This window comes from Pseudomonas sp. FFUP_PS_473 (genome assembly GCF_002858665.1).
GTDB classification, from domain to species: domain Bacteria; phylum Pseudomonadota; class Gammaproteobacteria; order Pseudomonadales; family Pseudomonadaceae; genus Aquipseudomonas; species Aquipseudomonas defluvii.
The window spans coordinates 125,343-151,550 of the sequence record NZ_PJQQ01000007.1 but is presented as its reverse complement, the minus strand read 5'-3'; the positions used below and the strand labels follow the sequence as shown (position 1 = coordinate 151,550).

General features: G+C 61.3%; 23 protein-coding genes and 1 pseudogene. 20 read left to right on the top strand and 4 right to left on the bottom strand.

Annotated features, from left to right (window positions below; all coding sequences use genetic code 11):
• Window positions 1–187: 187 nt before the first annotated feature.
• Both gbcB and CYD26_RS07075 read left to right on the top strand, forming a co-directional pair.
• Window positions 188–1,288 (top strand): glycine-betaine demethylase subunit GbcB, encoded by a 1,101-nt coding sequence (gbcB, locus tag CYD26_RS07080; protein ID WP_099776075.1) that lies wholly within the window; start codon window positions 188–190, stop codon window positions 1,286–1,288.
• 183 nt (window positions 1,289–1,471) lie between these two features.
• Window positions 1,472–3,382, top strand: a complete 1,911-nt coding sequence (locus CYD26_RS07075; protein ID WP_102052215.1) for an NAD(P)/FAD-dependent oxidoreductase — start codon at window positions 1,472–1,474, stop codon at window positions 3,380–3,382.
• Here the strand turns inward: CYD26_RS07075 and CYD26_RS25865 are convergent.
• Window positions 3,372–4,235, bottom strand: coding sequence for a methyl-accepting chemotaxis protein (locus CYD26_RS25865; RefSeq protein ID WP_371917198.1), 864 nt, complete (start codon window positions 4,233–4,235; stop codon window positions 3,372–3,374). The two genes, CYD26_RS07075 and CYD26_RS25865, sit on opposite strands and share 11 nt — an antisense overlap.
• Window positions 4,227–4,982 (bottom strand): annotated as a pseudogene (locus CYD26_RS25860) (MCP four helix bundle domain-containing protein); the annotation flags it as partial. The pseudogene CYD26_RS25860 and the gene CYD26_RS25865, both read right to left, overlap by 9 nt.
• Window positions 4,983–5,273: 291 nt before the next feature.
• Here CYD26_RS25860 and CYD26_RS07065 point away from each other — a divergent pair.
• The 3 genes from CYD26_RS07065 (at window position 5,274) to CYD26_RS07055 (ending at window position 7,968) form a co-directional block, all read left to right on the top strand.
• Complete coding sequence (locus CYD26_RS07065; RefSeq protein ID WP_065760200.1) at window positions 5,274–5,504, top strand: hypothetical protein; 231 nt, start codon at window positions 5,274–5,276, stop codon at window positions 5,502–5,504.
• The gene (locus CYD26_RS07060; protein ID WP_065760199.1) at window positions 5,501–5,803 is read left to right on the top strand and encodes a cell division protein ZapA; all 303 of its coding nucleotides are present in this window, start codon (window positions 5,501–5,503) and stop codon (window positions 5,801–5,803) included. Before CYD26_RS07065 ends, CYD26_RS07060 begins: the two co-directional genes overlap by 4 nt.
• A 227-nt stretch (window positions 5,804–6,030) precedes the next feature.
• Window positions 6,031–7,968, top strand: a complete 1,938-nt coding sequence (locus CYD26_RS07055; protein WP_065760198.1) for a methyl-accepting chemotaxis protein — start codon at window positions 6,031–6,033, stop codon at window positions 7,966–7,968.
• Window positions 7,969–7,980: 12 nt separating this feature from the next.
• On the opposite strand, the gene CYD26_RS07050 is transcribed toward CYD26_RS07055, so the two are convergent.
• Window positions 7,981–9,021, bottom strand: coding sequence for a low specificity L-threonine aldolase (locus tag CYD26_RS07050; protein WP_065760197.1), 1,041 nt, complete (start codon window positions 9,019–9,021; stop codon window positions 7,981–7,983).
• A gap of 295 nt (window positions 9,022–9,316) precedes the next feature.
• On the opposite strand from CYD26_RS07050, the gene glyA reads away from it, so the two are divergent.
• From glyA to CYD26_RS06990, 12 genes are all read left to right on the top strand, one after another.
• On the top strand, window positions 9,317–10,570 hold the full coding sequence (glyA, locus tag CYD26_RS07045; protein ID WP_102052214.1) for a serine hydroxymethyltransferase: 1,254 nt from the start codon (window positions 9,317–9,319) through the stop codon (window positions 10,568–10,570).
• Window positions 10,571–10,591: 21 nt separating this feature from the next.
• The gene (locus CYD26_RS07040) at window positions 10,592–11,842 is read left to right on the top strand and encodes a sarcosine oxidase subunit beta family protein (RefSeq protein WP_099773990.1); all 1,251 of its coding nucleotides are present in this window, start codon (window positions 10,592–10,594) and stop codon (window positions 11,840–11,842) included.
• A gap of 15 nt (window positions 11,843–11,857) precedes the next feature.
• Complete coding sequence (locus CYD26_RS07035) at window positions 11,858–12,187, top strand: sarcosine oxidase subunit delta (RefSeq protein WP_099773991.1); 330 nt, start codon at window positions 11,858–11,860, stop codon at window positions 12,185–12,187.
• Window positions 12,184–15,201: a sarcosine oxidase subunit alpha gene (locus CYD26_RS07030; RefSeq protein ID WP_102052213.1), complete on the top strand. Its 3,018-nt coding sequence runs from the start codon at window positions 12,184–12,186 to the stop codon at window positions 15,199–15,201. Before CYD26_RS07035 ends, CYD26_RS07030 begins: the two co-directional genes overlap by 4 nt.
• Window positions 15,202–15,284: 83 nt before the next feature.
• The gene (locus CYD26_RS07025) at window positions 15,285–15,917 is read left to right on the top strand and encodes a sarcosine oxidase subunit gamma (RefSeq protein WP_099776064.1); all 633 of its coding nucleotides are present in this window, start codon (window positions 15,285–15,287) and stop codon (window positions 15,915–15,917) included.
• A gap of 19 nt (window positions 15,918–15,936) precedes the next feature.
• The gene (gene purU / locus CYD26_RS07020; RefSeq protein ID WP_102052212.1) at window positions 15,937–16,794 is read left to right on the top strand and encodes a formyltetrahydrofolate deformylase; all 858 of its coding nucleotides are present in this window, start codon (window positions 15,937–15,939) and stop codon (window positions 16,792–16,794) included.
• Window positions 16,795–16,891: 97 nt separating this feature from the next.
• Entirely contained in the window at window positions 16,892–18,091 is a 1,200-nt protein-coding gene (gene fdhA, locus CYD26_RS07015) for a formaldehyde dehydrogenase, glutathione-independent (RefSeq protein ID WP_102052211.1), read from the top strand.
• A gap of 815 nt (window positions 18,092–18,906) precedes the next feature.
• On the top strand, window positions 18,907–19,221 hold the full coding sequence (locus tag CYD26_RS07010) for a DUF3077 domain-containing protein (protein WP_102052210.1): 315 nt from the start codon (window positions 18,907–18,909) through the stop codon (window positions 19,219–19,221).
• Window positions 19,222–19,318: 97 nt separating this feature from the next.
• A complete protein-coding gene (locus CYD26_RS07005) occupies window positions 19,319–19,888 on the top strand; it encodes a DUF2780 domain-containing protein (RefSeq protein ID WP_099776059.1) in 570 nt (189 codons plus the stop codon).
• Between the two features lie 74 nt (window positions 19,889–19,962).
• A complete protein-coding gene (locus CYD26_RS07000) occupies window positions 19,963–20,391 on the top strand; it encodes a DUF350 domain-containing protein (RefSeq protein ID WP_102052209.1) in 429 nt (142 codons plus the stop codon).
• Between the two features lie 15 nt (window positions 20,392–20,406).
• Window positions 20,407–21,111, top strand: coding sequence for a DUF1190 domain-containing protein (locus CYD26_RS06995; RefSeq protein ID WP_102052208.1), 705 nt, complete (start codon window positions 20,407–20,409; stop codon window positions 21,109–21,111).
• A gap of 9 nt (window positions 21,112–21,120) precedes the next feature.
• Window positions 21,121–22,278: a glutathionylspermidine synthase family protein gene (locus CYD26_RS06990; protein WP_102052207.1), complete on the top strand. Its 1,158-nt coding sequence runs from the start codon at window positions 21,121–21,123 to the stop codon at window positions 22,276–22,278.
• Window position 22,279: 1 nt separating this feature from the next.
• On the opposite strand, the gene CYD26_RS06985 is transcribed toward CYD26_RS06990, so the two are convergent.
• Complete coding sequence (locus CYD26_RS06985) at window positions 22,280–23,167, bottom strand: acyltransferase (protein WP_102052206.1); 888 nt, start codon at window positions 23,165–23,167, stop codon at window positions 22,280–22,282.
• Window positions 23,168–23,346: 179 nt separating this feature from the next.
• On the opposite strand from CYD26_RS06985, the gene CYD26_RS06980 reads away from it, so the two are divergent.
• The 3 genes from CYD26_RS06980 to creC all read left to right on the top strand — a co-directional run bounded on the left by CYD26_RS06980 (window position 23,347) and on the right by creC (window position 26,144).
• Entirely contained in the window at window positions 23,347–23,850 is a 504-nt protein-coding gene (locus tag CYD26_RS06980) for an ATP-dependent zinc protease (RefSeq protein ID WP_099776050.1), read from the top strand.
• A 180-nt stretch (window positions 23,851–24,030) separates the two neighbouring features.
• Window positions 24,031–24,711, top strand: a complete 681-nt coding sequence (gene creB, locus CYD26_RS06975) for a two-component system response regulator CreB (protein ID WP_099776048.1) — start codon at window positions 24,031–24,033, stop codon at window positions 24,709–24,711.
• A complete protein-coding gene (gene creC, locus CYD26_RS06970) occupies window positions 24,711–26,144 on the top strand; it encodes a two-component system sensor histidine kinase CreC (RefSeq protein ID WP_099776046.1) in 1,434 nt (477 codons plus the stop codon). The genes creB and creC overlap by 1 nt, the downstream gene beginning before the upstream one ends.
• The last annotated feature ends 64 nt before the right edge of the window (window positions 26,145–26,208 follow it).

Below are 26,208 nucleotides of genomic sequence, written 5' to 3'. Positions count from 1 at the left end.
GTGTGCGTTCGCCGCCGACATGAACCATATCCCTGGACGACATGGTCGAATCCGTTTCCGACGCGCCAGCCCTTGTCGGTGGGGGCTGGTCGCGATAAGCACGTCAATGTCGCGGATAGGAATGTGCGCCGGTTGCAGCTTGAGCAGAATCACTACCATCAGGCCACAGTCGGCCGTGGAGATGAGCATGTCCAATCCCTTTCTCAATCCGGTGACTACCCAGACCTGGGCCAACGGCCGCCATATCGTCCGTTGCGTCAAGGTGATCCAGGAAACCTGGGATGTGCGCACCTTTTGTTTCATGGCCGACCAGCCGATCATGTTCTTCTTCAAGCCCGGGCAATTCGTCACCCTGGAGCTGGAAATCGAAGGGCAGCCGATCATGCGCTCCTACACCATTTCCAGCTCGCCCTCGGTGCCCTACAGCTTTTCCGTGACCATCAAGCGGGTGCCGGGCGGCAAGGTGTCGAACTGGCTGCACGACACCCTGCACGAAGGTCAGGAGCTGGCGGTGCATGGGCCGGTCGGCTTGTTCAACGCGATTGATTTCCCCAGCCCCAAAGTGCTCTACCTCAGCGGTGGCGTGGGCATCACCCCGGTAATGTCGATGGCCCGCTGGTTCTACGACACCAACGGCAATGTCGACATGGTGTTTGTCCACAGCGCCCGCTCGCCGAAAGACATCATCTACCACCGCGAACTGGAGCAGATGGCCTCGCGGATCGACAACTTCAGCCTGCATATCATTTGCGAGAAGCACGGCCTGGGCGAACCTTGGGCGGGTTACCGGGGTTACCTGAACCACAAACTGCTGGAACTGATCGCCCCGGACTTCATGGAGCGGGAGATCTTCTGCTGCGGCCCGACCCCTTACATGAACGCGGTCAAGCGCTTGCTTGAAGCCAGCGGCTACGACATGCGTCGTTACCATGAGGAGTCATTTGGCGCGACCCCGGCCGAGGTCAAGGCCGATGCCGTGGAACACGCCGAACAGGCCGCCGAAGCGGCCGAGGTGGACAACGCCGACCTGCATCAGGTGGAGTTCACCGCCACGGGCAAGAGCATTCGTGTCGCGCCCGGCGAGACGGTTCATGCGGCGGCGGCCAAGCTCGGCCTGATGATCCCCAAGGCCTGCGGCATGGGCATCTGCGGTACCTGCAAGGTGCTCAAGCTGGGCGGCGAAGTGGAGATGGAGCACAACGGCGGTATCACCGATGATGACGTGGCCGAGGGTTACATTCTGTCGTGCTGCAGTGTGCCGAAGGGGGATGTACGTATCGAGTATTAAATAGCTGCCCTGTTTGAACATTGTTCAGGCAGGGCATTTATTGTGTGGGTGAAGTCAACTATCAGTTTTGACAGTCTAGTTGTGTAGATGCTGATCTCGAATCAGTATTTCGTTGTGGTAGTGGGCGTGTGATTTAGTTCAGCAGGCTTTTGTTGAAAGATCACTGTTGAGGAGTCGCCCGCTATGTCTGCAATTCCCTCGCGTACCCGCAGAACACAATCAAAACGCCTTCAGGCAAACGAAGTGCGTGCCTTGATCCCGGATTTTCCCTTCGACTACGGTGAGTACCTGGCACAGGCCGGCCAACAGCCACTGGGCAGTATTGCCCCGAGCCACTATGGCAAGCAGGTACTGGTGGTGGGGGCCGGCATTGCCGGGCTGACAGCCGCCTACGAGGCGCTGCGCATGGGCCTGCACCCAGTGGTGGTAGACGCCAGTGGTCGCCTGGGTGGGCGCCTCTATTCGAAAGTGGTGGGCACGGAAAACAACGAGAGTAGTGTGATCTGTGAGTTGGGCGCCATGCGTTTTCCGCTGTCGGGGAAGGCGCTTTATCATTATTTCGAAAAAGTGGGCATGGCCGACAACAGTACCGAATTTCCCAACCCGGGTACTGTGGCTGCAGTCAGTACGGTGGTCGATTATCAGGGCGAGAAGGTTTACTACGAAGAAGGTACAAACAACTTCCCGAGGCCTCCAGCGTATACGAACTTAGAAGATAAGTTTTTCGATGTTTTTCTGCAGCAAGAGCCTATTCGCTTTGGCGAAATGGAACAGGCAATGTCTACGGGTACGATCAATCAGAGCCTGATCAAGTCGATCTGGAATACTGTTTTGGAAAATGGCTGGGATAACCTCAGTTTCCACGCGGCCATGGTCGAGCAAGCCAAATGGACCCCCGAGGAGATCAACCTGTTTGGCCAGATCGGTTTCGGTACGGGCGGGTGGAACACCGACTACCCCAACAGTTTTCTGGAAGTATTGCGGGTGTTGTACACCGGGCTCGATACCAATCATCGGCTCATGTATGACGGTGCTTCGACGTTACCGACACGGCTATGGAACACCTCGCCAAGCACCTTTGGTGATGCGATGGTGCATTGGGCCGCAGGCACTACGGTTGAGGGGCGGTCTAAAGCCGTGTTCGCCAACCCGTTGCAACAGGAGGTACGGCATATCGTCCGCCAGGCGGATGATCAGTTTCGGGTTTACTTCCATGACCTGGTTACCGGGCAGGAACAGTCCCTGGAGTTTTCCAGCGTTATCTATACACCCCATGTGCGTATCCTCGACAAATTGCGCTACATGGGCGGCCCACAGCTGTTCGCGGATATGAACACGTTGCTGAGCAAAGCCCAGTGGGAAGCGGTGATGTATACCCACTACATGCAGTCGGCGAAGATCTTTGCGGGTACCCAGGAAGCGTTCTGGAAGACGCGTGGCGAAGACGGTAAACAGTTGATGAGTATTACCTTGTCCGACCGGCTGACCCGTGGCACCTACCTGGTGGACTATGGCCAGAGCACCGGTACCTACAAGGGCAGTGGGATGTTCCTCTCGTACACCTGGAACGATGACAGCCTGAAATTTCTGGGTGACCTCGCTGCACCGGTGTCTGGGCATGTCGAGCTGTGCACGACACTACTGGATGTGGTGTATCCGGGGTTGAACGTGGCATCCAGGTTTGCCACGCAGGACCCTTTCGTCGAGTTGAACTGGGAAGATCAGCCGCACTTTCTCGGTGCCTTCAAGATGAACCTGCCAGGGCAGTACGAGTATCAGCGCCTGTTGTTCAGCCAGTTCATGCAGGGTGTCGGTGGTGCCAACCCCTATGGCTTTATCCTCGCCGGGGATGATGTGTCGTGGACTGGCGGTTGGGCGGAGGGCGCGGTGACCACCGCCTTGAATGCGGTGGACAAGTTGGCGGCCAAGTACGGAGGGAGTAGCGCCAACGGCCCCATTAGCCAATGGGAAGCGCTCAAGCCCATTGAGCTTACCGCCGGGCCGAAGCTTACCGCCGAGCCCAGGAAAACACCGCCTCATGAGTCCGCCCCTCACAACCGCGGCAGACTCATGAAGGAGCAGGTTAAACGCTGAAACGGGCGACCAGGCTGTTCAGGTCGACTGCCAGGCGTGACAGTTCGGCACTGGCTGCGCTGGTCTGGTGGGCTCCGGTGGCCGACTGCACCGACAGGTCATTGATGTTGACCAGGTTGCGGTCGACCTCGCGGGCCACCTGCGCCTGTTCTTCGGCGGCGCTGGCGATCACCAGGTTGCGTTCGTTGATCTGCGCCACGGCACCGGTGATGGTGTCCAGGGCCAGGCCTGCACCACGGGCGATGTTCAGGGTCGACTCGGCGCGCTCGGTGCTGTTGCGCATCGAGTTGACCGCTTGCTCGGTACCGCCCTGAATGCTGCCGATCATGCGTTCGATTTCGCTGGTCGACTGCTGGGTGCGGTGCGCCAGGGCGCGCACTTCGTCTGCAACCACGGCAAAGCCACGGCCAGCCTCGCCTGCCCGCGCGGCCTCGATGGCGGCGTTCAGGGCCAGCAGGTTGGTCTGGTCGGCCAGGCCACGAATCACGTCCAACACTTTGCCGATGTCTCGTGATTCCTCTGCCAGGTTGCTGACCAACTCGGCAGTGCCCTGTACATCAGCGCTCATGCGCTCGATGGCACTGACGGTCTCCATCACCAGATCACGGCCATCGCCGGCCGAGCGGGTGGCGTCCTTCGATGCTTCCGAGGTGCTGACGGCGTTGCGCGCCACTTCTTCCACCGCGCTGGTCATCTCGGTGACTGCCGTGGCCGCTTGCTCGATTTCGTTGTTCTGCTGTTGCAGGCCACGTGCGCTTTCTTCGGTGACGCTGTTCAGTTCTTCGGCTGCCGACGCCAGTTGGTTCGCTGAGCCGGAGATCTGGTGCAGTGTGTCACGCAGTTTGTTCTGCATCTTGGCCATGGCCTGCAGCAGGCGCGCGGCCTCATCCCGGCCTTGGGTCTGGATCGGTCGGGTCAGGTTGCCTTCGGCGATCTGTTCGGCGGCGTGCAGGGCATCGTTGATCGGCTTGACGATGCTTCGGGTCAGCAGCAAGGCGCAGACGAAGGTCAGTACGGTCGCGACCACCAGCAGCGCGATGACCAGGGTGAATGCCGTGGAGTACTGTTCGGCGGCCACCTGGTTAGTGTTACGGGTTTGCTCTGTGTTGATCTTTACCAGATTTTCCATGAGCGTGTTGATCTGCTCGGAGTTGTCCAGCAACTCGCGGTTCAGCAGGGTGCGCAGTTCGTCCAGCTGGCCGGACTGGGCGTGGTTCTTCATGCGCGCTTCCAGTTGACGGTACTGGCTTAGCAACTGCACGTACTGGTTGTAGGTTGCGCGTTCGTTCTGATCGGCGATCAGCGGCTCGTAGGTTTTACGCACCTCATCAATCTGCGCGTTGCGCTTGTCCATCAGTGCCAGCGTGTCGCGTAGCTCTGCGGGCTCGCGGTTAACCAGCAAGCGATAAGCCAGGCTGCGCAGGCGCAGGGTGAGTTGGTTGAGCTCGCCCAGGTTCTTGATGCTGGGGATGCTGTTTTGCTCAATGACCACACCTGCCTGGCGGATCACACTCATCTGGTTGAGCGCGAAAATACCGAGCGCCAGCATCAGCGCACCGATCAAGGCAAAACCCAGCAGTGCGCGCGGCGCGATGTTCATATTGCGTAGGGACATGGTCGTTATCCGAAGGAGAAAGGGCACGCGATCCATGCGACGCATTTTGACGTACTCTGCCTATCGGTCGAATCGGACAAGACTTGAGGCACTTCGGCCGAAAGTAACGCTTGTGAATGAAATTTCATCTGGGCAATGGTGGGGTTGCCAGGGAACCGAGTTGTCCAATGTGTGTCAATCAACATCAAAGCGGGGCCTCTGGCCCAATATCCCTGGCGAGTGCGGTGAGTTTTCTTTATCGTGTGCGCCCCCTGCAAAAACCCCCGAGAAGGCATTATGTTGGAAACTTCCCTGAGTCAATTGGAACAACTGGTCAACGACCTGGTACAGAAGAATCAGGAACTGGCTGAGCGCACTGCCAAGCTGGAAGCCGAACTGGTTCATGCCAAGGATGAAAACGACAGCCTGCAACTGAGCCTGCTGGAGCAGGAAGAGAAGCAGGGCGCTACGGCCGCGCGTATCCAAGCGCTGGTTGAGCGTGCCGGTGGTGGCGCAGTCAACGCATGAAAACGACCGCGCAGTCGATCAATGTTATCTCGATCCTGGGCACCGATTATTCGATCAAGGCACCTGAAGGCGAAGAGCAGACCTTGCTCAAGGCGGTGCAAATGCTCAAGGCTTCGTTGGGTGACACCAAACGCAAGTACCCAGCCCTGATTGGCGACAAGCTGTTGGTGCTGGCGGCGCTGAACCTGTGTTCGCAGCAGATCGAACTGCAGCACAAGCATCAGGAAGCCCTCGACCGTTATCAAGAGCAAGTCAACGCCACGGTCGACGTCATCGCCCGGACTATCGGCAACAACTGATCGCCCATTCCTCCGACGTACTGCGCGCCTGAGCGCGCCGGCTTTGCCGGCGCTGGGCGCGTAGTGACCTGCAACGCGTTCTAGCCCCCGTCCTGAGCCCTCTACATAAGCAAAACCGACACCTGCTCGGTTGGGTATTGTCTCGCGCTAATGGAATAATTGGATACCAAAGTGTATACAGTTGACCTGCCTGTTGCAGTACAGGGTCATTTGCTCGGGGGAATTCCATGCAGTTCTGGCGGCGCAGTATTCAGTGGAAGTTGATTGCAAGCATGGGTGCGGCCTTGTTGGCGAGCATTCTGGTGGTGGTCGCGATCTATACGCTGGCGGTTAACCGGCTGACGGAGCGTTATCTGGTCGAGACGGCACTGCCGGCGAGCATCGAGGCGATTCGTAACGACATCGAGCGGATGCTTGGACAACCGCTGACGGCGGCGGCGGACATCGCCAGCAATACCTTGCTGCGTGACTGGCTGGCCGAGGGCGAGGACGCCAGCCAACGTGCGCACTTTACCGAGTACCTGGATGCACTGCGCCAGCGCAACAACGCGTTCACGGCACTGTTTGCCTCTACGGTCTCCAATCATTACTACAACGAGAAGGGCCTGGACCGTACCCTGCGTCGTGACAACCCGGCCGATAGCTGGTTCTTCCGCTTCATCGACAGCGGTGACGAGCGGATGCTCAACATTGACGTCGATGGTAGCTCCGGTGAAGTGGCGTTGTTCATCGACTACCGGGTAGAGAAGGACGGCAAACTGGTCGGCATTGCCGGGCTGGGCTTGCGTTTGCATGAGCTGTCCGAGTTGATCCACAACTTCAGTTTCGGGGCGCGAGGACGGGTGTTCCTGGTGCGTGGCGATGGCTTGATCCAGGTGCATCCACAGGCCGAGTTCAGCGGTAAACGCCAACTCAGTGAGCAGTTGGGTGAGGCTGCGGCGAAAACCGCCTTGGTGCGGCAGGAGCGGGTGGTCAGTACGCGTTTTCAGCGTGATGGCGAAACCTTCCTGGCACTTAGCCTGCCGCTGCGCGACCTGAACTGGACGCTGGTGGCGGAAGTGCCCGAGTCGCAAATTTACGCCCAGGTGCATGAGACGGTCTGGTTGACCAGCCTGATCGGCCTGGCCGTGGCGCTGTTGTCACTGCTGCTGGTGGTCTGGCTGGCGCGTGGGCTGGTCAAGCCGATCCGCCAGGTAACCGCTGCACTGGTGGCCATCGGCAGTGGCGGTGGCGACCTCAGCCGTCGGCTGGATGAGGGCCGTAGCGATGAGTTGGGTGATCTGGCGCGTGGCTTCAACCGCTTTATCGACAGCCAGCGAGAACTGATCGGCCAAGTGCTGGGCACCACTGAGCGTTTGCACCGTGCGGTGGAACAGGTGACTCAGGTGGTGGACAACACCGCTGATCGCTCTGTGCGGCAGCAGGAAATGACCGAAACGGTTGCCACAGCGGTACATGAGATGGGCCTGACCGTGCAGGACATTGCGCAAAATGCCGGTAATGCGGCCCAGGCATCGCAGGCTGCCCGCAATGAAGCCGAACACGCCCGTGAGGTGGTGCAGCGCTCGATTAGCCAGATCGAAGGCATGTCCAACGACATCGGCTCGGCCGCCGGTGCGGTTGGCGAGTTGGCTGCAGAAGTCGCCTCGATCGACGAGGTATTGGCGGTGATCCGTAGTATTTCCGAACAGACTAACCTGTTGGCGCTGAATGCGGCCATCGAAGCGGCGCGGGCCGGGGAAATGGGCCGTGGTTTCGCCGTGGTGGCTGATGAAGTGCGCACATTGGCCCAGCGTACCCAGGTGTCCACGGGTGAAATCCAGCAGATGATTCAACGGCTCAAGCAGGGCACGGGCAATGCCGTGGCCTCAATGCAGGCCGGGCAGGTGGCAACCGGTGCCGGTGTGGCGTCGAGCCAGCGCACCGGCGCATCGCTGGGGACCATTACGGATCAGGTGGAGCATATCAGCGACATGAACCACCAGGTCGCCACGGCGACTGAGCAGCAGTCGGCAGTGACCGAGGAGATCAACCGAACGGTGCAGGGTATCTCAGACCTGGCCCGGCAAACCGCCGCAGAAGTGCGCGGCTGCCGGGACGAGTGTCAGGCCCTGCGCGAGCTGGCTGACGACCTGGCGCGGCAGATGGGCGGGTTTCGCCTGTAGCCGCTGATGGTGTCAGGCGCTCATCACGGCGCGGATATCTGCCGCCAGTTCGCGTACCCGGGCTTCCTCGGTGTCCCAGGAGCACATGAACCGGGCGCCGCCGCTGCCGATGAAGGTGTAAAAACGCCAGCCCTTGTTGCGCAATGCTTCCAGGGCGGGTTCCGACATTTGCAGGAATACACCGTTGGCCTCCACCGGGAACATCAGTTCAACGCCGGGGATGTCCGCGACCAGCGAGCTGAGCAATTGTGCGCAGTGGTTGGCATGGGCGGCGTGGCGCAGCCAGGCGCCGTCCTCCAGCAGGCCTACCCAGGGCGCCGAGAGGAAGCGCATTTTCGACGCCAGTTGCCCGGCCTGCTTGCAACGGTAGTCGAAGTCCTCGGCCAGTTTGCGGTTGAAGAACAGGATCGCCTCACCCACCGCCATGCCGTTTTTGGTGCCGCCAAAGCACAGCACGTCGATACCGGCCTTCCAGGTCAGCTCGGCCGGGGTGCAGCCGAGGAAGGCGCAGGCGTTGCTGAAACGAGCACCGTCCATGTGCAGGTTCAGGCCCAGTTCCTTGCAGGTGGCGCTGATCGCCTTGAGTTCATCCGGGCGGTAGACGCTGCCCACCTCGGTAGCCTGGGTGATGGTCACTACCCGGGGTTTGGGGTAGTGGATGTCCTGGCGCTTGAGCGCTACTTCGCGGATCGAAGCCGGGGTCAGCTTGCCGCCTTCGCTGCGGGCGGTCAGCAGCTTGGAACCGTTGGAGAAAAACTCCGGCGCGCCGCATTCGTCGGTTTCGACGTGGGCGGTCTCCGAGCAGATCACGCTGTGGTAGCTCTGGCACAACGACGATAGCGCCAGCGAGTTGGCGGCGGTGCCGTTGAAGGCAAAGAACACTTCGCAGTCGGTTTCAAACAGCTTGCGAAAGTGATCGGCTGCCCGTGCGGTCCATTGGTCGTCGCCATAGGCACGTTCGTGGCCGTGGTTGGCCTTTTCCATGGCGGCCCAGGCTTCGGGGCAGATACCGGAATAGTTGTCGCTGGCGAATTGTTGGCTTTGATCGGTCATGGTTCTGTCCTGAAAACGACGCAGGCAAGCACTCTAAACCAAGATTCGGTGAAGTGTCTGCTGCTGTATGGCTAGCGGCCCTGCAAGCGATGGGGCCATCTGCTGTAGGGTTTTTCGCGGGTTTTATCCTGCCTGTCGGGCTGACGCTCACGAGGTTATGTCGTAAACGCACCTTTGCGTGGCGCCCATAGGCATCTGGGCTGTCTGCGTCGGTCATACCATCGAATCCAAAGGGCGCTGTCCATGTCATGCCGCCCACCTAATGAAAGCCCATGCCGCTGCCGGGAGAGATGCGATGTTCAGCAAGCAAGACCAGATCCAGGGTTATGACGATGCACTGCTGGCGGCGATGAATGCCGAAGAGCAGCGTCAGGAAGATCACATCGAACTGATCGCCTCGGAGAACTACACCAGCAAGCGCGTGATGCAGGCCCAGGGCAGCGGCCTGACCAACAAGTACGCCGAAGGCTATCCGGGCAAGCGTTACTACGGCGGTTGTGAGCACGTGGACAAGGTCGAACAACTGGCGATTGACCGTGCCAAGCAACTGTTCGGTGCCGACTACGCCAACGTTCAGCCGCACTCCGGCAGCCAGGCCAACGCGGCGGTGTTCCTCGCCCTGCTGCAGGCCGGTGACACGGTGCTGGGCATGAGCCTGGCCCACGGCGGCCACCTGACCCACGGCGCCAAGGTCAGTTTCTCCGGCAAGCTCTACAACGCGGTGCAATACGGCATCGATACCACCACCGGCCTGATCGACTACGACGAAGTCGAGCGCCTGGCGTTGGAACACAAGCCGAAAATGATCATCGCCGGTTTTTCGGCCTACTCGAAAACCCTCGACTTCCCACGCTTCCGTCAGATCGCTGACAAAGTGGGCGCTTACCTGTTCGTCGACATGGCGCACGTGGCCGGCCTGGTCGCGGCCGGGCTGTACCCGAACCCGCTGCCGTACGCCGACGTGGTCACCACCACCACCCACAAGACCCTGCGCGGCCCACGGGGCGGCCTGATTCTGGCCAAGGCCAACGAAGAACTGGAAAAGAAACTCAACGCGGCGGTGTTCCCCGGCGGCCAGGGCGGGCCGCTGATGCACGTCATCGCGGCCAAGGCCGTGTGCTTCAAGGAAGCCCTGGAGCCCAGCTTCAAGGCGTATCAGCAGCAAATGATCGACAACGCCCAGGCCATGGCTGGCGTGTTCATCGACCGCGGCTACGATGTAGTGTCCGGCGGCACCGATAACCACCTGTTCCTGGTCAGCCTGATCCGTCAGGGCCTGACCGGCAAAGAGGCCGATGCTGCCCTGGGCCGTGCCCATATCACGGTGAACAAGAACGCCGTACCGAATGACCCACAGTCGCCGTTCGTCACGTCCGGCCTGCGCATTGGCACCCCGGCGGTGACCACGCGCGGCTTCAAGGTCAGCCAGTGCACCGCACTGGCCGGCTGGATCTGCGACATTCTCGACAACCTTGGCGATGCCGATGTCGAGGCCGATGTGGCGAAAAACGTGTCGGCACTGTGTGCAGACTTTCCGGTTTACCGCTGAGTGGTTGAGGAGTAACTGACTATGCAACGCTACTCGGGCTTCGGCCTTTTCAAGCACTCGCTGAGCCACCATGAAAACTGGCAGCGTATGTGGCGCACGCCGACCCCGAAAAAGGTCTACGACGTGGTGATCGTCGGCGGCGGCGGGCATGGCCTGGCCACGGCCTACTACCTGGCCAAAGAACACGGCATCACCAACGTTGCGGTGGTCGAGAAGGGCTGGTTGGGCGGTGGCAACACCGCCCGTAACACCACCATCGTGCGTTCCAACTACCTGTGGGACGAGTCGGCGCACCTCTACGAACACGCCATGAAACTCTGGGAAGGCCTGTCGCAAGACATCAACTACAACGTGATGTTCTCCCAGCGCGGCGTCTACAACCTGTGCCACACCCTGCAGGACATGCGCGATTCGGAGCGTCGGGTCAGTGCCAACCGGCTCAACGGTGTGGACGGCGAACTGCTCAACGCCCAGCAAGTGGCCGACGAGATTCCGTACCTGGACTGCTCGAAGAACACCCGCTACCCGATCATCGGTGCCACCGTGCAGCGCCGCGGCGGGGTTGCCCGTCACGACGCCGTGGCCTGGGGCTTTGCCCGCGCCGCCGATGCCTTGGGCGTGGACCTGATTCAGCAAACCGAAGTCACCGGTTTCCGCAAGGAAAATGGCGTGGTCATCGGGGTTGAAACCAGCAAGGGCTTCATTGGCGCCAAGCGGGTCGGTGTGGTCACCGCCGGTAACTCCGGGCACATGGCCAAGCTCGCCGGCTTCCGCCTGCCGCTGGAGTCGCACCCGCTGCAAGCACTGGTGTCCGAGCCGATCAAACCGATCATCGACAGTGTGATCATGTCCAACGCCGTGCACGGCTACATCAGCCAGTCGGACAAGGGCGACCTGGTGATCGGCGCCGGTATCGACGGTTGGGTTGGCTACGGCCAGCGCGGCTCGTACCCGGTGATCGAGCACACCCTGCAGGCCATCGTCGAGATGTTCCCGATCCTGTCCCGTGTGCGCATGAACCGGCAGTGGGGCGGCATCGTCGATACCTCGCCGGATGCCTGCCCGATCATTTCCAAGACCCCGGTCAAGAACCTGTTCTTCAACTGCGGTTGGGGCACCGGTGGCTTCAAGGCCACGCCGGGTTCAGGCAACGTCTTTGCCGCCAGCCTGGCCAAGGGTGAAATGCACCCGCTGGCTGCGCCTTTTTCCATCGACCGTTTCTACAACGGCGCACTGATCGACGAACACGGCGCTGCCGCTGTCGCCCACTAACAGGAGAACCTGACCATGTTGCACATCTTCTGTCCCCACTGTGGCGAGCTGCGCTCCGAAGAGGAATTCCACGCCGCTGGCCAGGCGCACATCCCGCGCCCGCTCGACCCGGATGCCTGCACCGATGAGGAATGGGGCACCTACATGTTCTTCCGCGACAACCCACGCGGCCTGCACCACGAACTGTGGATTCACGCCGCCGGTTGCCGCCAGTACTTCAATGCCACCCGTGACACGGTGACCTACGAAATTCTGGAAACCTATCCAATTGGCGCCAAGCCACAAGTGACCGGCAAAAACACCAGCCCGCAGTTGGCAGTCAGTGGTCAGGGAGAAAAGGTATGAGCCAGGTCAATCGCCTGTCCAACGGCGGTCGTATCGACCGCAGCAAAGTCTTGAACTTCACCTTCAACGGCCAGAGCTATCAGGGCTATGCCGGTGACACCCTGGCGGCCGCGTTGCTGGCCAACGGCGTGGACATCGTCGGGCGCAGCTTCAAGTACTCGCGCCCTCGCGGGATCATCGCCGCCGGTGCCGAAGAGCCGAACGCGATCCTGCAGATCGGCGCCACCGAAGCCACCCAGGTGCCGAACGTACGCGCTACCCAGCAGGCACTGTATGCCGGCCTGGTGGCCACCAGCACCAATGGCTGGCCGAGCGTGAACAACGACGTGATGGGGATCCTGGGCAAGGTCGGCGGCAAGCTGATGCCACCGGGCTTCTACTACAAGACCTTCATGTACCCGCAGTCGTTCTGGATGACCTACGAGAAGTACATCCGCAAAGCGGCTGGCCTGGGCCGTTCGCCGCTGGAAAACGACCCGGACACCTACGATTACATGAACCAGCACTGTGACGTGCTGGTGGTTGGCGGCGGCCCGGCTGGCCTGGCCGCTGCCTTGGCGGCTGGCCGCAGCGGCGCCCGGGTGATCCTTGCCGATGAGCAGGAAGAGTTTGGCGGCAGCCTGCTCGACACCCGTGAAAGCCTCGACGGCAAGCCTGCCGCGGAGTGGGTGGCGGCTGCCGTGGCCGAACTCAAGGACATGCGCGAAGTGACCTTGCTGCCACGGGCCACCGTGAACGGCTACCACGACCACAACTTCCTGACCATCCACGAGCGCCTGACCGACCACCTGGGCGATCGCGCACCACTGGGGCAGGTGCGTCAGCGTATCCACCGCGTGCGTGCACGGCAGGTGGTGCTGGCCACTGGCGCCCACGAGCGTCCGCTGGTGTATGGCAACAACGATGTGCCGGGCAACATGCTGGCTGGCGCCGTGTCGACTTACGTACGCCGCTACGGCGTAGCACCGGGCAAGAAACTGGTGCTTTCGACCAACAACGACCACGCTTATCGCGTTGCGCTGGATTGGTTCGACGCCGGCCTCAAGGTCGTCGCCATTGCCGATGCGCGGCATAACCCGCGTGGTTCGCTGGTCGAAGAAGCCCGCGCCAAAGGCATTCGCATTCTGACCTCCAGCGCGGTGATCGAAGCGCGTGGCAGCAAGCATGTGACAGCCGCCCGCGTGGCAGCCATCGACCTGAAAGCCCACGCAGTGACCAGCCCAGGCGAGTGGCTGGAGTGCGATCTGGTGGCCAGTTCGGGCGGCTACAGCCCGGTGGTTCACCTGGCTTCGCACCTGGGTGGCAAGCCGGTCTGGCGTGAAGACATCCTCGGCTTCGTGCCGGGCGATGCCCCGCAGAGACGCGTCTGCGTCGGCGGCGTGAACGGTGTCTACAGCCTCGGCGATACCCTGGCCGATGGTTTTGAAGGCGGTGTACGGGCTGCAACCGAAGCCGGTTTCAAGGCGGTCACCGGCGTACTGCCCAAGGTGCTGGCGCGCCATGAAGAAGCCACTGTGGCGTTGTTCCAGGTGCCGCATGACAAATCCACGGCACGGGCACCGAAGCAGTTCGTCGACCAACAGAACGACGTGACGGCTGCGGCTATCGAGTTGGCCACCCGCGAAGGCTTTGAGTCGGTCGAGCACGTTAAACGCTATACCGCGCTGGGCTTTGGTACCGACCAGGGCAAGCTCGGCAACATCAACGGCCTGGCCATCGCCGCCCGTTCGCTGGGCATTGGTGTGGCGCAAATGGGCACCACCATGTTCCGCCCGAACTACACGCCGATCACCTTCGGTGCAGTGGCGGGCCGGCATTGCGGTCACCTGTTCGAACCGGTGCGCTTCACCGCGCTGCATGCCTGGCACGTGAAAAACGGTGCCGAGTTTGAAGACGTCGGCCAGTGGAAACGGCCGTGGTACTTCCCGCGCAAAGGCGAAGATATCCATGCCGCCGTTGCCCGTGAGTGCAAGGCCGTGCGTGACAGCGTCGGCCTGCTCGACGCCTCGACCCTGGGCAAGATCGATATCCAGGGCCCGGATGCCCGTGAGTTCCTCAACCGCATCTACACCAACGCCTGGACCAAGCTGGACGTGGGCAAGGCCCGTTACGGCCTGATGTGCAAAGAAGACGGCATGGTCTTCGACGACGGTGTCACGGCGTGCCTGGGTGAGAACCACTTCCTGATGACCACCACCACCGGCGGCGCGGCACGCGTACTGCAGTGGCTGGAGATCTATCAGCAAACCGAATGGCCAGACCTGAAGGTGTACTTCACCTCGGTCACCGACCACTGGGCGACCCTGACCCTGTCCGGGCCGAACAGCCGCAAACTGCTGTCGCAGGTCACCGATATCGACCTGGACAAAGACGCCTTCCCGTTCATGAGCTGGAAGGAAGGCAAGGTGGGCGGGGTACCGGCGCGGGTCTTCCGGATCTCCTTTACCGGTGAGCTGTCGTACGAAATCAACATCCAGGCCAACTACGCCATGGGTGTGCTGGAGCAGATCGTCGAAGCGGGCAAGCCGTACAACCTGACCCCGTACGGCACTGAAACCATGCACGTACTGCGGGCCGAGAAGGGCTTCATCATTGTCGGCCAGGACACTGACGGCTCGATGACCCCGGACGACCTGAACATGGGCTGGTGCGTCGGGCGGACCAAGCCGTTCTCCTGGATCGGCCGTCGTGGCATGAACCGTGAAGATTGCGTACGGGAAAACCGTAAACAGCTGGTCGGCCTCAAACCGGTCAATCCGACCCAGTGGCTGCCTGAGGGTGCGCAACTGGTGTTCGATCCGAAGCAACCGATCCCGATGGACATGGTCGGCCACGTGACCTCCAGCTACGCCGCCAACTCGCTGGGCTATTCGTTCGCGATGGGTGTGGTCAAGGGTGGCCTCAAGCGCATGGGCGAGCGCGTGTTCTCGCCGCAGGCCGATGGCAGCGTGATCGAAGCGGAGATCTGTTCAGCGGTGTTCTTCGACCCGCAAGGCGAACGGCAGAACGTTTAAGGATTGACGCGCACGTGTGGCGCCGGCGCGGCCGGCCCCACACGGATCGCCCTACAGCATTTGATATTTCAGGCAGGTTTGAAATGAGCGCAATCAACGTTTACCAGCAACACCCAGGCAACGCCGCCAAGGCGGAATCGCCGCTGGCCCACGCCGACTTGCCGAGCCTGGTTGGCAAGGGGCGCAAGAACGCCGGTGTCACCCTGCGCGAGAAGAAGTTGCTGGGCCACCTGACTATTCGTGGCAACGGCCACGACCCGGCCTTCGCCGGTGGTGTGTTCAAGGCCATCGGCCTTGAGTTGCCCGTGGCCCTGACCGTGGTCGCCAACGGCGACATGTCGCTGCAGTGGCTCGGCCCGGATGAGTGGCTGTTGATCGTCCCCGGTGGCCAGGAGTTCGCCGTCGAGCAGAAACTGCGCGACGCCCTCAAGGACCAGCACATTCAGGTGGTCAACGTCAGCGGTGGTCAGACCCTGCTGGAACTGAGCGGCCCGAACGTGCGCGAAGTGCTGATGAAGTCCACCAGCTACGACGTGCACCCGAACAATTTTCCGGTCGGCAAAGCGGTCAGTACGGTGTTCGCCAAGTCGCAACTGGTCATCCGTCGCAGCAGCGAAGACACCTGGGAACTGCTGATCCGTCGCAGCTTCTCCGACTACTGGTGGCTGTGGTTGCAGGACGCCGCCGCAGAATATGGCTTGAGCATCCAGGCCTGAACCCGACAGGAGCGTTAGCATGAGCCGAGCCCCGGATACCTGGATTCTCACCGCCGACTGCCCGAGCATGCTCGGCACTGTGGATGCGGTGACGCGTTACCTCTATGAGCAGCGCTGCTACGTCACCGAACACCACTCGTTCGATGACCGGTTGTCCGGGCGGTTTTTCATTCGCGTGGAGTTCCGCCAGCCTGATGACTTTGACGAAGCGGCTTTCCGCGCAGGCCTGACCGAGCGCGGTGAGGCCTTCGGCATGGTCTTCGAGCTGACGGCGCCGAACCACCGGCCCAAGGTCGTGATCATGGTCTCCAAGGCCGACCATTGCCTGAACGACTTGCTCTATCGCCAGCGTATAGGCCAGCTGTCCATGGACGTGGTGGCGGTGATTTCCAACCACCCGGACCTGGAGCCGCTGGCCCAGTGGCACCGTATTCCGTACTACCACTTTGCCCTCGATCCCCATGACAAACCGGCGCAAGAGCGCAAGGTATTGCAGGTGATCGAGGCGTCCGGTGCAGAGCTGGTGATCCTTGCCCGCTACATGCAGGTGCTGTCGCCAGAGTTGTGTCGCAAGCTCGACGGCTGGGCGATCAATATCCACCACTCCCTGCTGCCCGGTTTCAAAGGCGCCAAGCCGTATCACCAGGCCTACAACAAGGGGGTGAAACTGGTGGGCGCCACGGCGCACTACATCAACAACGACCTCGACGAAGGCCCGATCATTGCTCAGGGCGTCGAAGCGGTCGATCACAGCCATTATCCCGAAGACCTCATCGCCAAAGGCCGCGACATCGAATGCCTGACCCTGGCCCGGGCGGTGGGTTACCACATTGAGCGGCGGGTGTTTTTGAACGCCAACCGCACGGTAGTGCTCTGACGAGCACGCTTGCCAGCAAAAAAATCCAGTAACTCAGCGCTGCCTCCGGGTAGCGCACTTTGCACCGCTACATAAAAACAATCAGCGAGGTGAAAGCATGTCTGGTAATCGTGGTGTGGTGTATCTCGGCGCCGGTAAAGTCGAGGTACAAACAATCCCCTATCCAAAAATGCAGGACCCGCGAGGCCGCAAGATCGAGCACGGTGTCATCCTGCGGGTAGTGTCGACCAATATCTGCGGCTCCGACCAGCACATGGTGCGTGGCCGTACCACCGCTCAGGTCGGCCTGGTTCTGGGTCATGAAATCACCGGCGAGGTGATCGAGAAGGGCCGTGATGTCGAAAACCTGCAAATCGGAGACCTGGTTTCGGTACCGTTCAACGTTGCTTGCGGTCGCTGCCGCTCCTGCAAGGAACAGCACACCGGCGTCTGCCTGACGGTCAACCCGGCACGGGCGGGCGGTGCGTACGGTTACGTGGACATGGGCGACTGGACCGGCGGCCAGGCCGAATATGTACTGGTGCCTTATGCCGATTTCAACCTGCTGAAACTGCCGAACCGTGACAAGGCCATGGAGAAGATCCGCGACCTGACCTGCCTTTCGGACATCCTGCCAACCGGTTACCACGGTGCGGTCACCGCAGGCGTTGGGCCGGGCAGTTCGGTGTACATCGCCGGTGCCGGCCCGGTCGGCCTGGTAGCCGCGGCCTCGGCGCGCCTGTTGGGTGCGGCCGTGGTGATTGTCGGTGACGTGAACCCGGTACGTCTGGCACATGCCAAGGCTCAGGGTTTCGAGATTGCCGACCTGTCCCAGGACACCCCGCTGCACGAACAGATCGCCAACCTGCTGGGTGAGCCAGAAGTTGACTGTGCGGTCGATGCAGTGGGCTTCGAGGCCCGTGGCCATGGCCATGCTGGTGCCCAGCACGAAGCGCCGGCCACGGTGCTGAACTCGTTGATGGGTGTGGTGCGGGTAGCCGGCAAAATCGGTATCCCTGGCCTCTACGTCACCGAAGACCCGGGCGCCGTGGATGCCGCCGCGAAAATCGGCAGCCTGAGCATTCGCTTCGGCCTTGGTTGGGCCAAGTCCCATAGCTTCCACACCGGCCAGACCCCGGTGATGAAGTACAACCGCGCCTTGATGCAGGCCATCATGTGGGACCGCATCAACATCGCTGAAGTGGTGGGCGTACAAGTCATCAGCCTGGATCAGGCGCCGGAAGGTTATGGCGAGTTCGATGCCGGCGTGCCGAAGAAATTCGTGATCGACCCGCACAAACTGTTCAGCGCCGCCTGATCATTCCCCCTGCCACCCCCGCTTTTTAGCGGGGGTTGTCTTCAGCTGACACCCCACCGACGCCATCGCAGGCAAGCCAGCTCCAACTGTAGGAGCCGGGCTTGCCCGCGATGCAAACGCCGCGAATTCGCGATCACCCCACCGACGTCATCGCAGGCAAGCCAGCTCCAACAGAGCCCGCGCCAGTCTGTAGGAGCCGGGCTTGCCCGCGATGCAGCCGCCGCGAACGCACGGACACCCCACCGACGCCATCGCAGGCAAGCCAGCTCCAACAGAGCCCGCGCCAGCCTGTAGGAGCCGGGCTTGCCCGCGATGCAAACGCCGCGAACTCGCGATCACTCCACCGACGTCATCGCAGGCAAGCCAGCTCCAACAGAGCCCGCGCAACCTGTAGGAGTCGGGCTTGCCCGCGATGCAAACGCCGCGAACTCACGATCACCCCACCGACGTCATCGCAGGCAAGCCAGCTCCAACAAAGAGCGGGCAGCCTGTGGCAGGCTTGCCTGCGATAGCGCCTGATGACATGAAATTGCTGGCAGATAACCTGTTCTAGGAAATATCCTACGAACGCTGTCGGCACCCATTGGCTTGTCTTGGAAATGTTGCCCACCTACGCTGCCCGTGTCGCTGACAATTCGGCGAACGGGCGTGGAAACCCGGGCAAGTATCAGGTGTCGCTTTATGGCGGCTGTGCGCGGGAGACCTTCGGGTCTGCCGGGGTTACCTGATGCATCCGGTTTTCCACCCCGCGTACAGCTGCCACCTCTTCGTGTGGAAACGGAAGGTTGCAGCCACACCTGCATCAGGAGCTTTCCATGAAGAAAATCGTTCCAGATCCACCCCACGAAACCCTTGCCCCAACCGCCAGCACGCTCTTCGGCCTCTGTGGTGCCGGCCACGATCCGATGTTTCTCGTGCGCCCCGGTATTGAACCCCATGACGCGCTGGTGCATGTCTCTCTGTTCTTGCGCGGCGCCTACGACACGGCCCATCAGGCCAGCGACACCGCCGACGAGTCGGCCAAGGGCTTTCTCTGGTCCACGATGCATTCGGTAGAAATGGCCAAGGGCCTGGTCGACGCCTTGCTCGACGGGATCGAGGCGCGCGCCCTAAGCGAAAGCTCAGGCTGAAAACACCCGACCACTGGCGGTCAGTCAGCACGGAACAATCCTGAGGCAGGCCAGTCAAATGACCGTTTCCCGCCGTTAAGGCTCAAGAGGTCATTTGATGAAGCGCTTTGCCCTGGTAACCCTGATGACCCTGGCCGCCAGCCCGGTCTTTGCCTTTAACCTCAGCGATGCCGCCAATGCCGTCTCGGCCATGCAAGGCACAGACAGCGAAGGCCCTGCCGTCATTGCTGCGCCAGCGTCGGCGAACCTGCTCAACACCTTGGGCAGCCAGTTGAACATCACCCCTGAACAAGCCGTGGGTGGCACGGGCGCGTTGCTTGGCCTGGCGAAGAACCAACTGAGTGGTGACGAGTTCTCGCAGCTGACCCAAGCGGTCCCGGGGCTCAACCTGCTCACCGGTGACAACGCGTTGGGTGGCTTGAATGGCTTGATCGCGCTGATGGGCAAGAGCGACGGCCAGCAATCGGCGCTGAGCAATGCCTTGGGCAATGTGAAAGACACCAACGACCTGAACAACGCCTTCAGCCTGTTGGGCATGGACACCGGCCTGATCGGCCAATTTGCCCCGTTGTTGCTGCAGTTCCTTGGCCAGCAAGGCGTGGCCAATTCGTTGTTGCAGAACCTGGGCACCATCTGGGGTAGCCAGGCAGCACTGCCTTCAGCCTGACCGGCTGGAGCGGTTTGCGCGTGAGGGGGGCTGTGGTAGCCTCCCGAGCCGTTTTACAAGGATAGGTAACTGCAATGTTCATGGATGCTCTGAAGATGTCCTTGCCGGCTGAGGCCGTGCTCGGTTTCGTCGTCTACATGGGTGGCGCCGCTGCGCTGTTCGCGCTCTATGCGCTGATCTATACCCGTCTTACGCCCTATAACGAACTGCGCCTGATTCGCGAAGGCAACACGCCTGCCGCTGTTGCCCTGGCCGGTGCGCTGGTGGGCTTTGCCATTCCGGTGGCCAGTGCTGTCTCTCATTCCATTTCGCTGCTGGACTTCCTGCTCTGGGCGGTGATCGCGGCGGTGGTGCAACTTTTGGCATTCGTGGTGGTGAACCGCTGTGTCAAAGGCATGGCCGAGCGCATCGCACGTCAGGAGATGGCCTCGGCCATCCTGTTGGCTGCGGTCTCGATCAGTATCGGGTTGCTCAATGCTGCCTGCATGACCCCCGCCGCCTGATCAGGGAGCACCGCGATGAAACGCAGTAAACGAGTACGGCTGATTGCGCTGGGCAGTCTGCCGCTGGTGCTGTCTGCCTGTGGCGAACGACCGACCCGCGTGGTCAGCGAGGTAAAGCGCTTTCAGGACGTCGACCATTGCGCCATGGCCGGGATCAACCGTCAGGTCTGTCTGCAGGCCTGGTTGGGCGCACAGCAGCACCATTACGCCAATGCGCCGCGCTTCGTGAGCCTTGAGGCTTGCGAGGAGGTTTTCCAGGAATGCGATACGCGCAACTTTGCCGGCAATTTCGTGCCACGGATGGAAGGGTTCGCCTTGACCGTCGACCGGCAGGTGTATGCCGATGGTAATGACGACACCTCAGGCGCTGGGTCGACGTCGACGGGCGGCACCCGGTTCTACGACTACACCGACACCGAGCCGCATTATTCCACTGAGGCGATCTACCACGAGCGTGATGGCCGCAATGCGTTCAAGGTTACTTCGTTGACCGAACAGGTTGCCGCAGGCAACCAGTACGCCGGGCTTGATCCGAACCACCCGACGTCGACGCCCTTCAGTTCCTTGCCGCATGCGCTGGACGGTACTCACCCCGCGACGGTGCCGGCTGGCAGCGCGCTGCACCCGACAGCATTGGCGCAATCGCCCCGGCCATTCGCCATCGGCAGTCACAATGGCTTTGTATCGCGTGCCTCGGCGCGTGGTGGCTTTAGTTCCTGAGGTGCGCAGATGAAACGTATAGCGGTTGCCCCGCGCCCGGGCTGGAAAGCCACCGCCGAGCATTTCGGTTTCAACTTCCATACCTTCGATGGTGAACCGTATTGGGATGAAAGCGCCTATTACCAGTTCAGCCTGCGTCAGATCGAGGATGACCTGGAAGAACCGACCCGCGTGCTGCATGAGCTGTGCATGGCGCTGGTGGCCGAGGTGGTGGAGAGCGACGCCTTGCTCGACCGCCTGGCGATCCCGACGGCTTACCATGAGCTGATTCGCCGTTCCTGGCGTGACGGGCACCCGCATTTCTATGGGCGCATGGACCTCTGCTATGACGGTTCTGGCCCGGCCAAATTGCTGGAGGCCAACTACGACACGCCCACCTCGTTATACGAAGCGAGTTTCTTCCAGTACCTCTGGCTGGAAGAGCAGATACGCCGTGGTGTGCTGCCGGGCGATGCCGACCAGTTCAACAGCCTGGAAGAGAAGCTGACCCAGGTCATGACGGCCAACCGCTTTGCTACGCCGTTCTATTTCGCCTCGGTAAAGGGTTCGGTGGAAGACCGTGGCACGGTGGAATACCTGCGCGACATCGCCGCGGGTGCCGGGCTCGATGCGCGCCTGGTCGACATGGAAGACATCGGCCTGAGCCGGGGCGGGCAGTTTGTCGATCCGGTGGGTGCGCCGATTCCGAGCCTGTTCAAGCTCTACCCTTGGGAAGAGATCTTCAACGACCCGTTCGGCCCGGCGATTGCTGGCAGCGGCACCTTGTTCGTTGAGCCGCCCTGGAAAGCGATCCTCTCCAACAAGGGCATGCTGGCGTTGCTCTGGGAGCGTCACGAGGGTCATCCGAACCTGTTGCCGGCGTTTATCGAGCCGACACCGGCCCAGCCTCTGGAAAAGGGCTGGGTGCGCAAGCCGTTTTTTTCCCGTGAGGGGGCGAACGTGGAGATTCATACCGGCCAGGGGCAGCGTATCGTCGAAGACGGTCCTTACGGCGGTGGGCCAAGCATCATCCAGCAGTTCCAGGCGTTGCCACGCTTTGGCGACAACTACACGGTAATCGGCAGCTGGATGGTCGGTGATCTACCGGCCGGTATCGGTATTCGCGAGGACAATTCGCTGATCACCAAGGACAGTAGCCGCTTCCTGCCCCATGCGATTATCGGTTGAATCAGCGCAGCTCGGCGCGCAGGGCCTCGATGCGGGCGTCCTTGTCGTGCCAGAGCTGGTTGACCCAGTCCTGAACCGTCTGACGGAACGCCGGGTCGCTCTCGTAGTCGCCAGCCCACAGGGCCGGGTCGAGTTCGCGCACCTGGATATCAATGATCACCTTGGGCACTGAACCGCTAAGCAGGTCCCAGAAACCTGGCGCTTTGTCACCGGGGTAGACCAGCGTGACGTCGAGCAGGGCGTCGAGTTGCTCGCCCAGTGCAGCCAGCACGAACGCAACACCACCGGCCTTGGGCTTGAGCAAGTGGCGGTAGGGGGAGTGCTGTTCGAGGCGCTTGGCCTCGCTGAAGCGGGTACCTTCCAGGTAGTTGACCACGGTGACCGGCTGGCGCTTGAACAGCTCGCAGGCGGCCTTGGTGATTTCCAGGTCATGCCCCTTGAGGTGCGGGTGCTTGGCCAGAAAGGCCTTGCTGTAGCGCTTCATGAACGGGTAGTCCAGCGCCCACCAGGCCAGGCCCAGCAGTGGCACCCAGATCAGCTCCTTCTTCAGGAAGAACTTGAAGAACGGAATGCGCCGGTTCAAGGCCTGGATCAACGCCGGAATATCGACCCAGGTCTGATGGTTGCTGACGGCCAGGTACGAGGTGTCCAGGCGCAAGTCGGCGGCACCTCGCACGTCCCATTGGGTGGGGATGCACAGCGCGAAGATCAGTTTGTCGATTTCGGCCCAGGTTTCGGCAATCCACTTCACCGCCGTGGAGGCGTAGTCGCGGTAGTGGCCGGGGAGCACCAGCTTGAGCAGGGCAAATACGGTGAGTGGGCCAATCAGTACCAGGGTGTTGAGCAATAGCAGCAAGGTCACGAGACTGCCGGTCAGCAGGCGGCGCATAAAGACCTCTTATTCTTGGGTAAGCGGTCGGTAATGATAAGCAGCGACGGGGTTTACGCCAAATACGGCGGCCCGCCCCTGGCAGACAAATGTTTCACATTGTCTTTAATACCCTGTGACACCGAACCTATGCTGCCTCTGTAGTCTAATCACTGTCTTTTCTCAAGGAAGCCAACCCGGTGAAACCCTTACTCGCATTGCTTTCCCTGTTGGCCCTGCCGGTGATGGCCGCCGAGCCGACCCTGTATGGCCGTTATGAATACATCGCCTTGCCGGAGATCGGCGAAACCCTCAAGGCCAAGATGGACACCGGGGCATTGACGGCGTCGTTGTCGGCCAAGGACATCGAGCGTTTCCAGCGCGACGGTGAGGATTGGGTGCGTTTCCGCCTGGCTACCAAGGATTCAGACGGTAAGGTCTACGAGCACAAGCTGGCGCGTATCAGCAAGATCAAGAACCGTGCGGATGAAGAGGATGATGGAGGCGAAGGTGCCGACGTGACCAAGCGCCCGGTGATTGATCTGGAGCTGTGCCTTGGCGATACCAAGCGCACCGTTGAAGTGAACCTGGCCGACCGCAGCAGTTTCAACTACCCATTGCTGATCGGCGCCAAGGCTCTGCGCGAGTTTGGCGCGGCCGTGAACCCGGCGCGACGCTTCACGGCGGGTAAGCCTGCATGCTGATGGTCTAGCCTTGTACAGGTCGGCCTTGCCGACGATAGGGGCGCCGGGTTAATGGCTGACACCACCGCGACCCTATCGCCGGCAACGCTGGCCTTTGTGGAGGTATAGAGTTTCTGGGCCTTGTCAGCCACACCTGAATCTCTTACAAGTGGCGACCGATTACCGCCAGGCCTGGATGCCATGCCCCATATCTTGATTGTCGAAGACGAAGCGGCCATTGCCGATACCCTGATCTACGCCCTGCAGGGTGAAGGCCACAGCACTGAGTGGGTGACGCTGGGCAACGCGGCACTGGAGCAGCAGCGTCTGCGTCCGGCTGATCTGGTGATTCTCGATATTGGCCTGCCGGATATCAGTGGCTTTGAAACCTGCCGCCAGTTACGTCGCTTCAGCGAGGTGCCGGTGATGTTCCTCAGTGCCCGTGACGGTGAGATCGACCGCGTGGTGGGCCTGGAGATCGGTGCCGACGATTATGTGGTCAAACCCTTCAGCCCGCGTGAAGTCGCGGCCCGGGTTCGGGCGATTCTCAAGCGCATGGCGCCGCGTACCGAGGCGTTGGGCAGCCTTGAGCCCTTTGTGCTCGACACCGTGCGTATGCAGATCAATTACCGTGGTCAGCCGTTGGGCCTGACCCGGCACGAGTTTCGTCTGTTGCAGTGCCTGCTGGAGCAACCGGAGCGGGTGTTCAGCCGTGAGCAGTTGCTCGATGCGGTCGGGGTGCCGGCCGATGCCGGGTATGAACGCAGTATCGATACCCATATCAAGAGCGTACGCGCCAAGCTGCGTCAGGTGGCCGGCGAGGCAGAGCCCATCCAGACCCACCGCGGGCTGGGCTACAGCTATAGCCCGAGCCATAGCTGATGCGCCTGGGGATACGGATTTTTCTGGTCTACTTCCTGTTTGTCGGCCTGACGGGCTACTTTCTGATCAACACCGTGCGCGAGGAAATTCGCCCTGGTGTGCGTCAGTCTGCCGAGGAAACCCTGGTGGACACCGCCAACCTGCTGGCCGAGATCCTGCGGGCGGACGTCAAGGCCGGTACCTTGGGCCAGAGCCAGCTGCCGCAGGTGCTCCAAGCCTATGGCCAGCGGCAGCCGCGAGCGCAGATCTGGGGGCTGCCCAAGACCGAGGTCAACCACCGCATCTACGTGACCGATGCCAAGGGTATCGTTCTGCTTGATTCCAGCGACCTGGCAGTGGGCCAGGACTACTCGCGCTGGAACGACGTCTACCTGACCCTGCGTGGGCAGTACGGCGCCCGCTCGACCCGCAGCGACCCTGACGATCCGGCGTCCTCGGTGATGCATGTCGGTGCGCCGATTCTGGATAACGGCACGATCATCGGTGTGGTCACGGTGGCCAAGCCCAACAGCTCGCTGCAGCCCTATATCGACCGCTCCGAACGCCGTTTGCTGTACCTCGGTGTCGGTCTGATCGCCCTCGGGTTGCTGGTGGGGGCCGGGTTGTCCTGGTGGTTGGCGACCTCATTGCAGCGCCTGACCCGTTATGCCCTGGCAGTCAGTGAGGGCGAGCGTGCGGAACTGCCACATTACCGTGGTGGCGAGTTGGCACAGTTGGCCGGGGCTGTGGAGCGAATGCGTACCCAGCTTGAAGGCAAAGCCTATGTCGAGCGCTATGTGCACACCCTGACCCATGAGCTGAAAAGCCCGCTGGCGGCCATTCGCGGTGCCAGCGAGTTGCTTCAGGGGCCAATGCCGGAGGCCCAGCGGCAACGCTTTGCCGGCAACATAGAAAGCGAAAGCGCGCGGATGCAGCAACTGATCGAGCGCCTGCTCAACCTCGCGCAGGTGGAGCAGTTGCAGAGCCTTGATGCGCAAGAGTGGGTGCCACTGGCGCAGATGGTCGACGACCTGTTGCTGGCCCACAGTGCCCGTATCGAAAGTGCCGGCCTGCAGGTGCGGCAGCGTTTGCCGCATGAACTCCAGCTGCTCTGCGAGCCGTTCCTGATGCATCAGGCGATTGCCAACCTGCTGGATAACGCGCTGGACTTCACCCCTCCAGACGGGATGCTGCTGTTCGAGCTGGAACGGGACGGGCAGCGTGTTGCGCTGAGCCTGTTCAACCAGGGCGAGGCGATTCCCGACTATGCGCTGGGGCGGCTCAGTGAACGCTTCTATTCCTTGCCGCGCCCGCGTACAGGGCGCAAGAGCACCGGGCTTGGGCTGAACTTTGTCGAAGAGGTGCTGCAACTGCACGGCGGTTCGCTGGACGTCGGCAATGTCGAGGGTGGTGTGCGGGTTCGCCTGTGGCTACCGGCCAACCGATTCAACTGAGGCTTCACCGCATCTACACAAAGTCTCCATATTCGCTCCCTCAAGGCTCCATAACGCTGACACA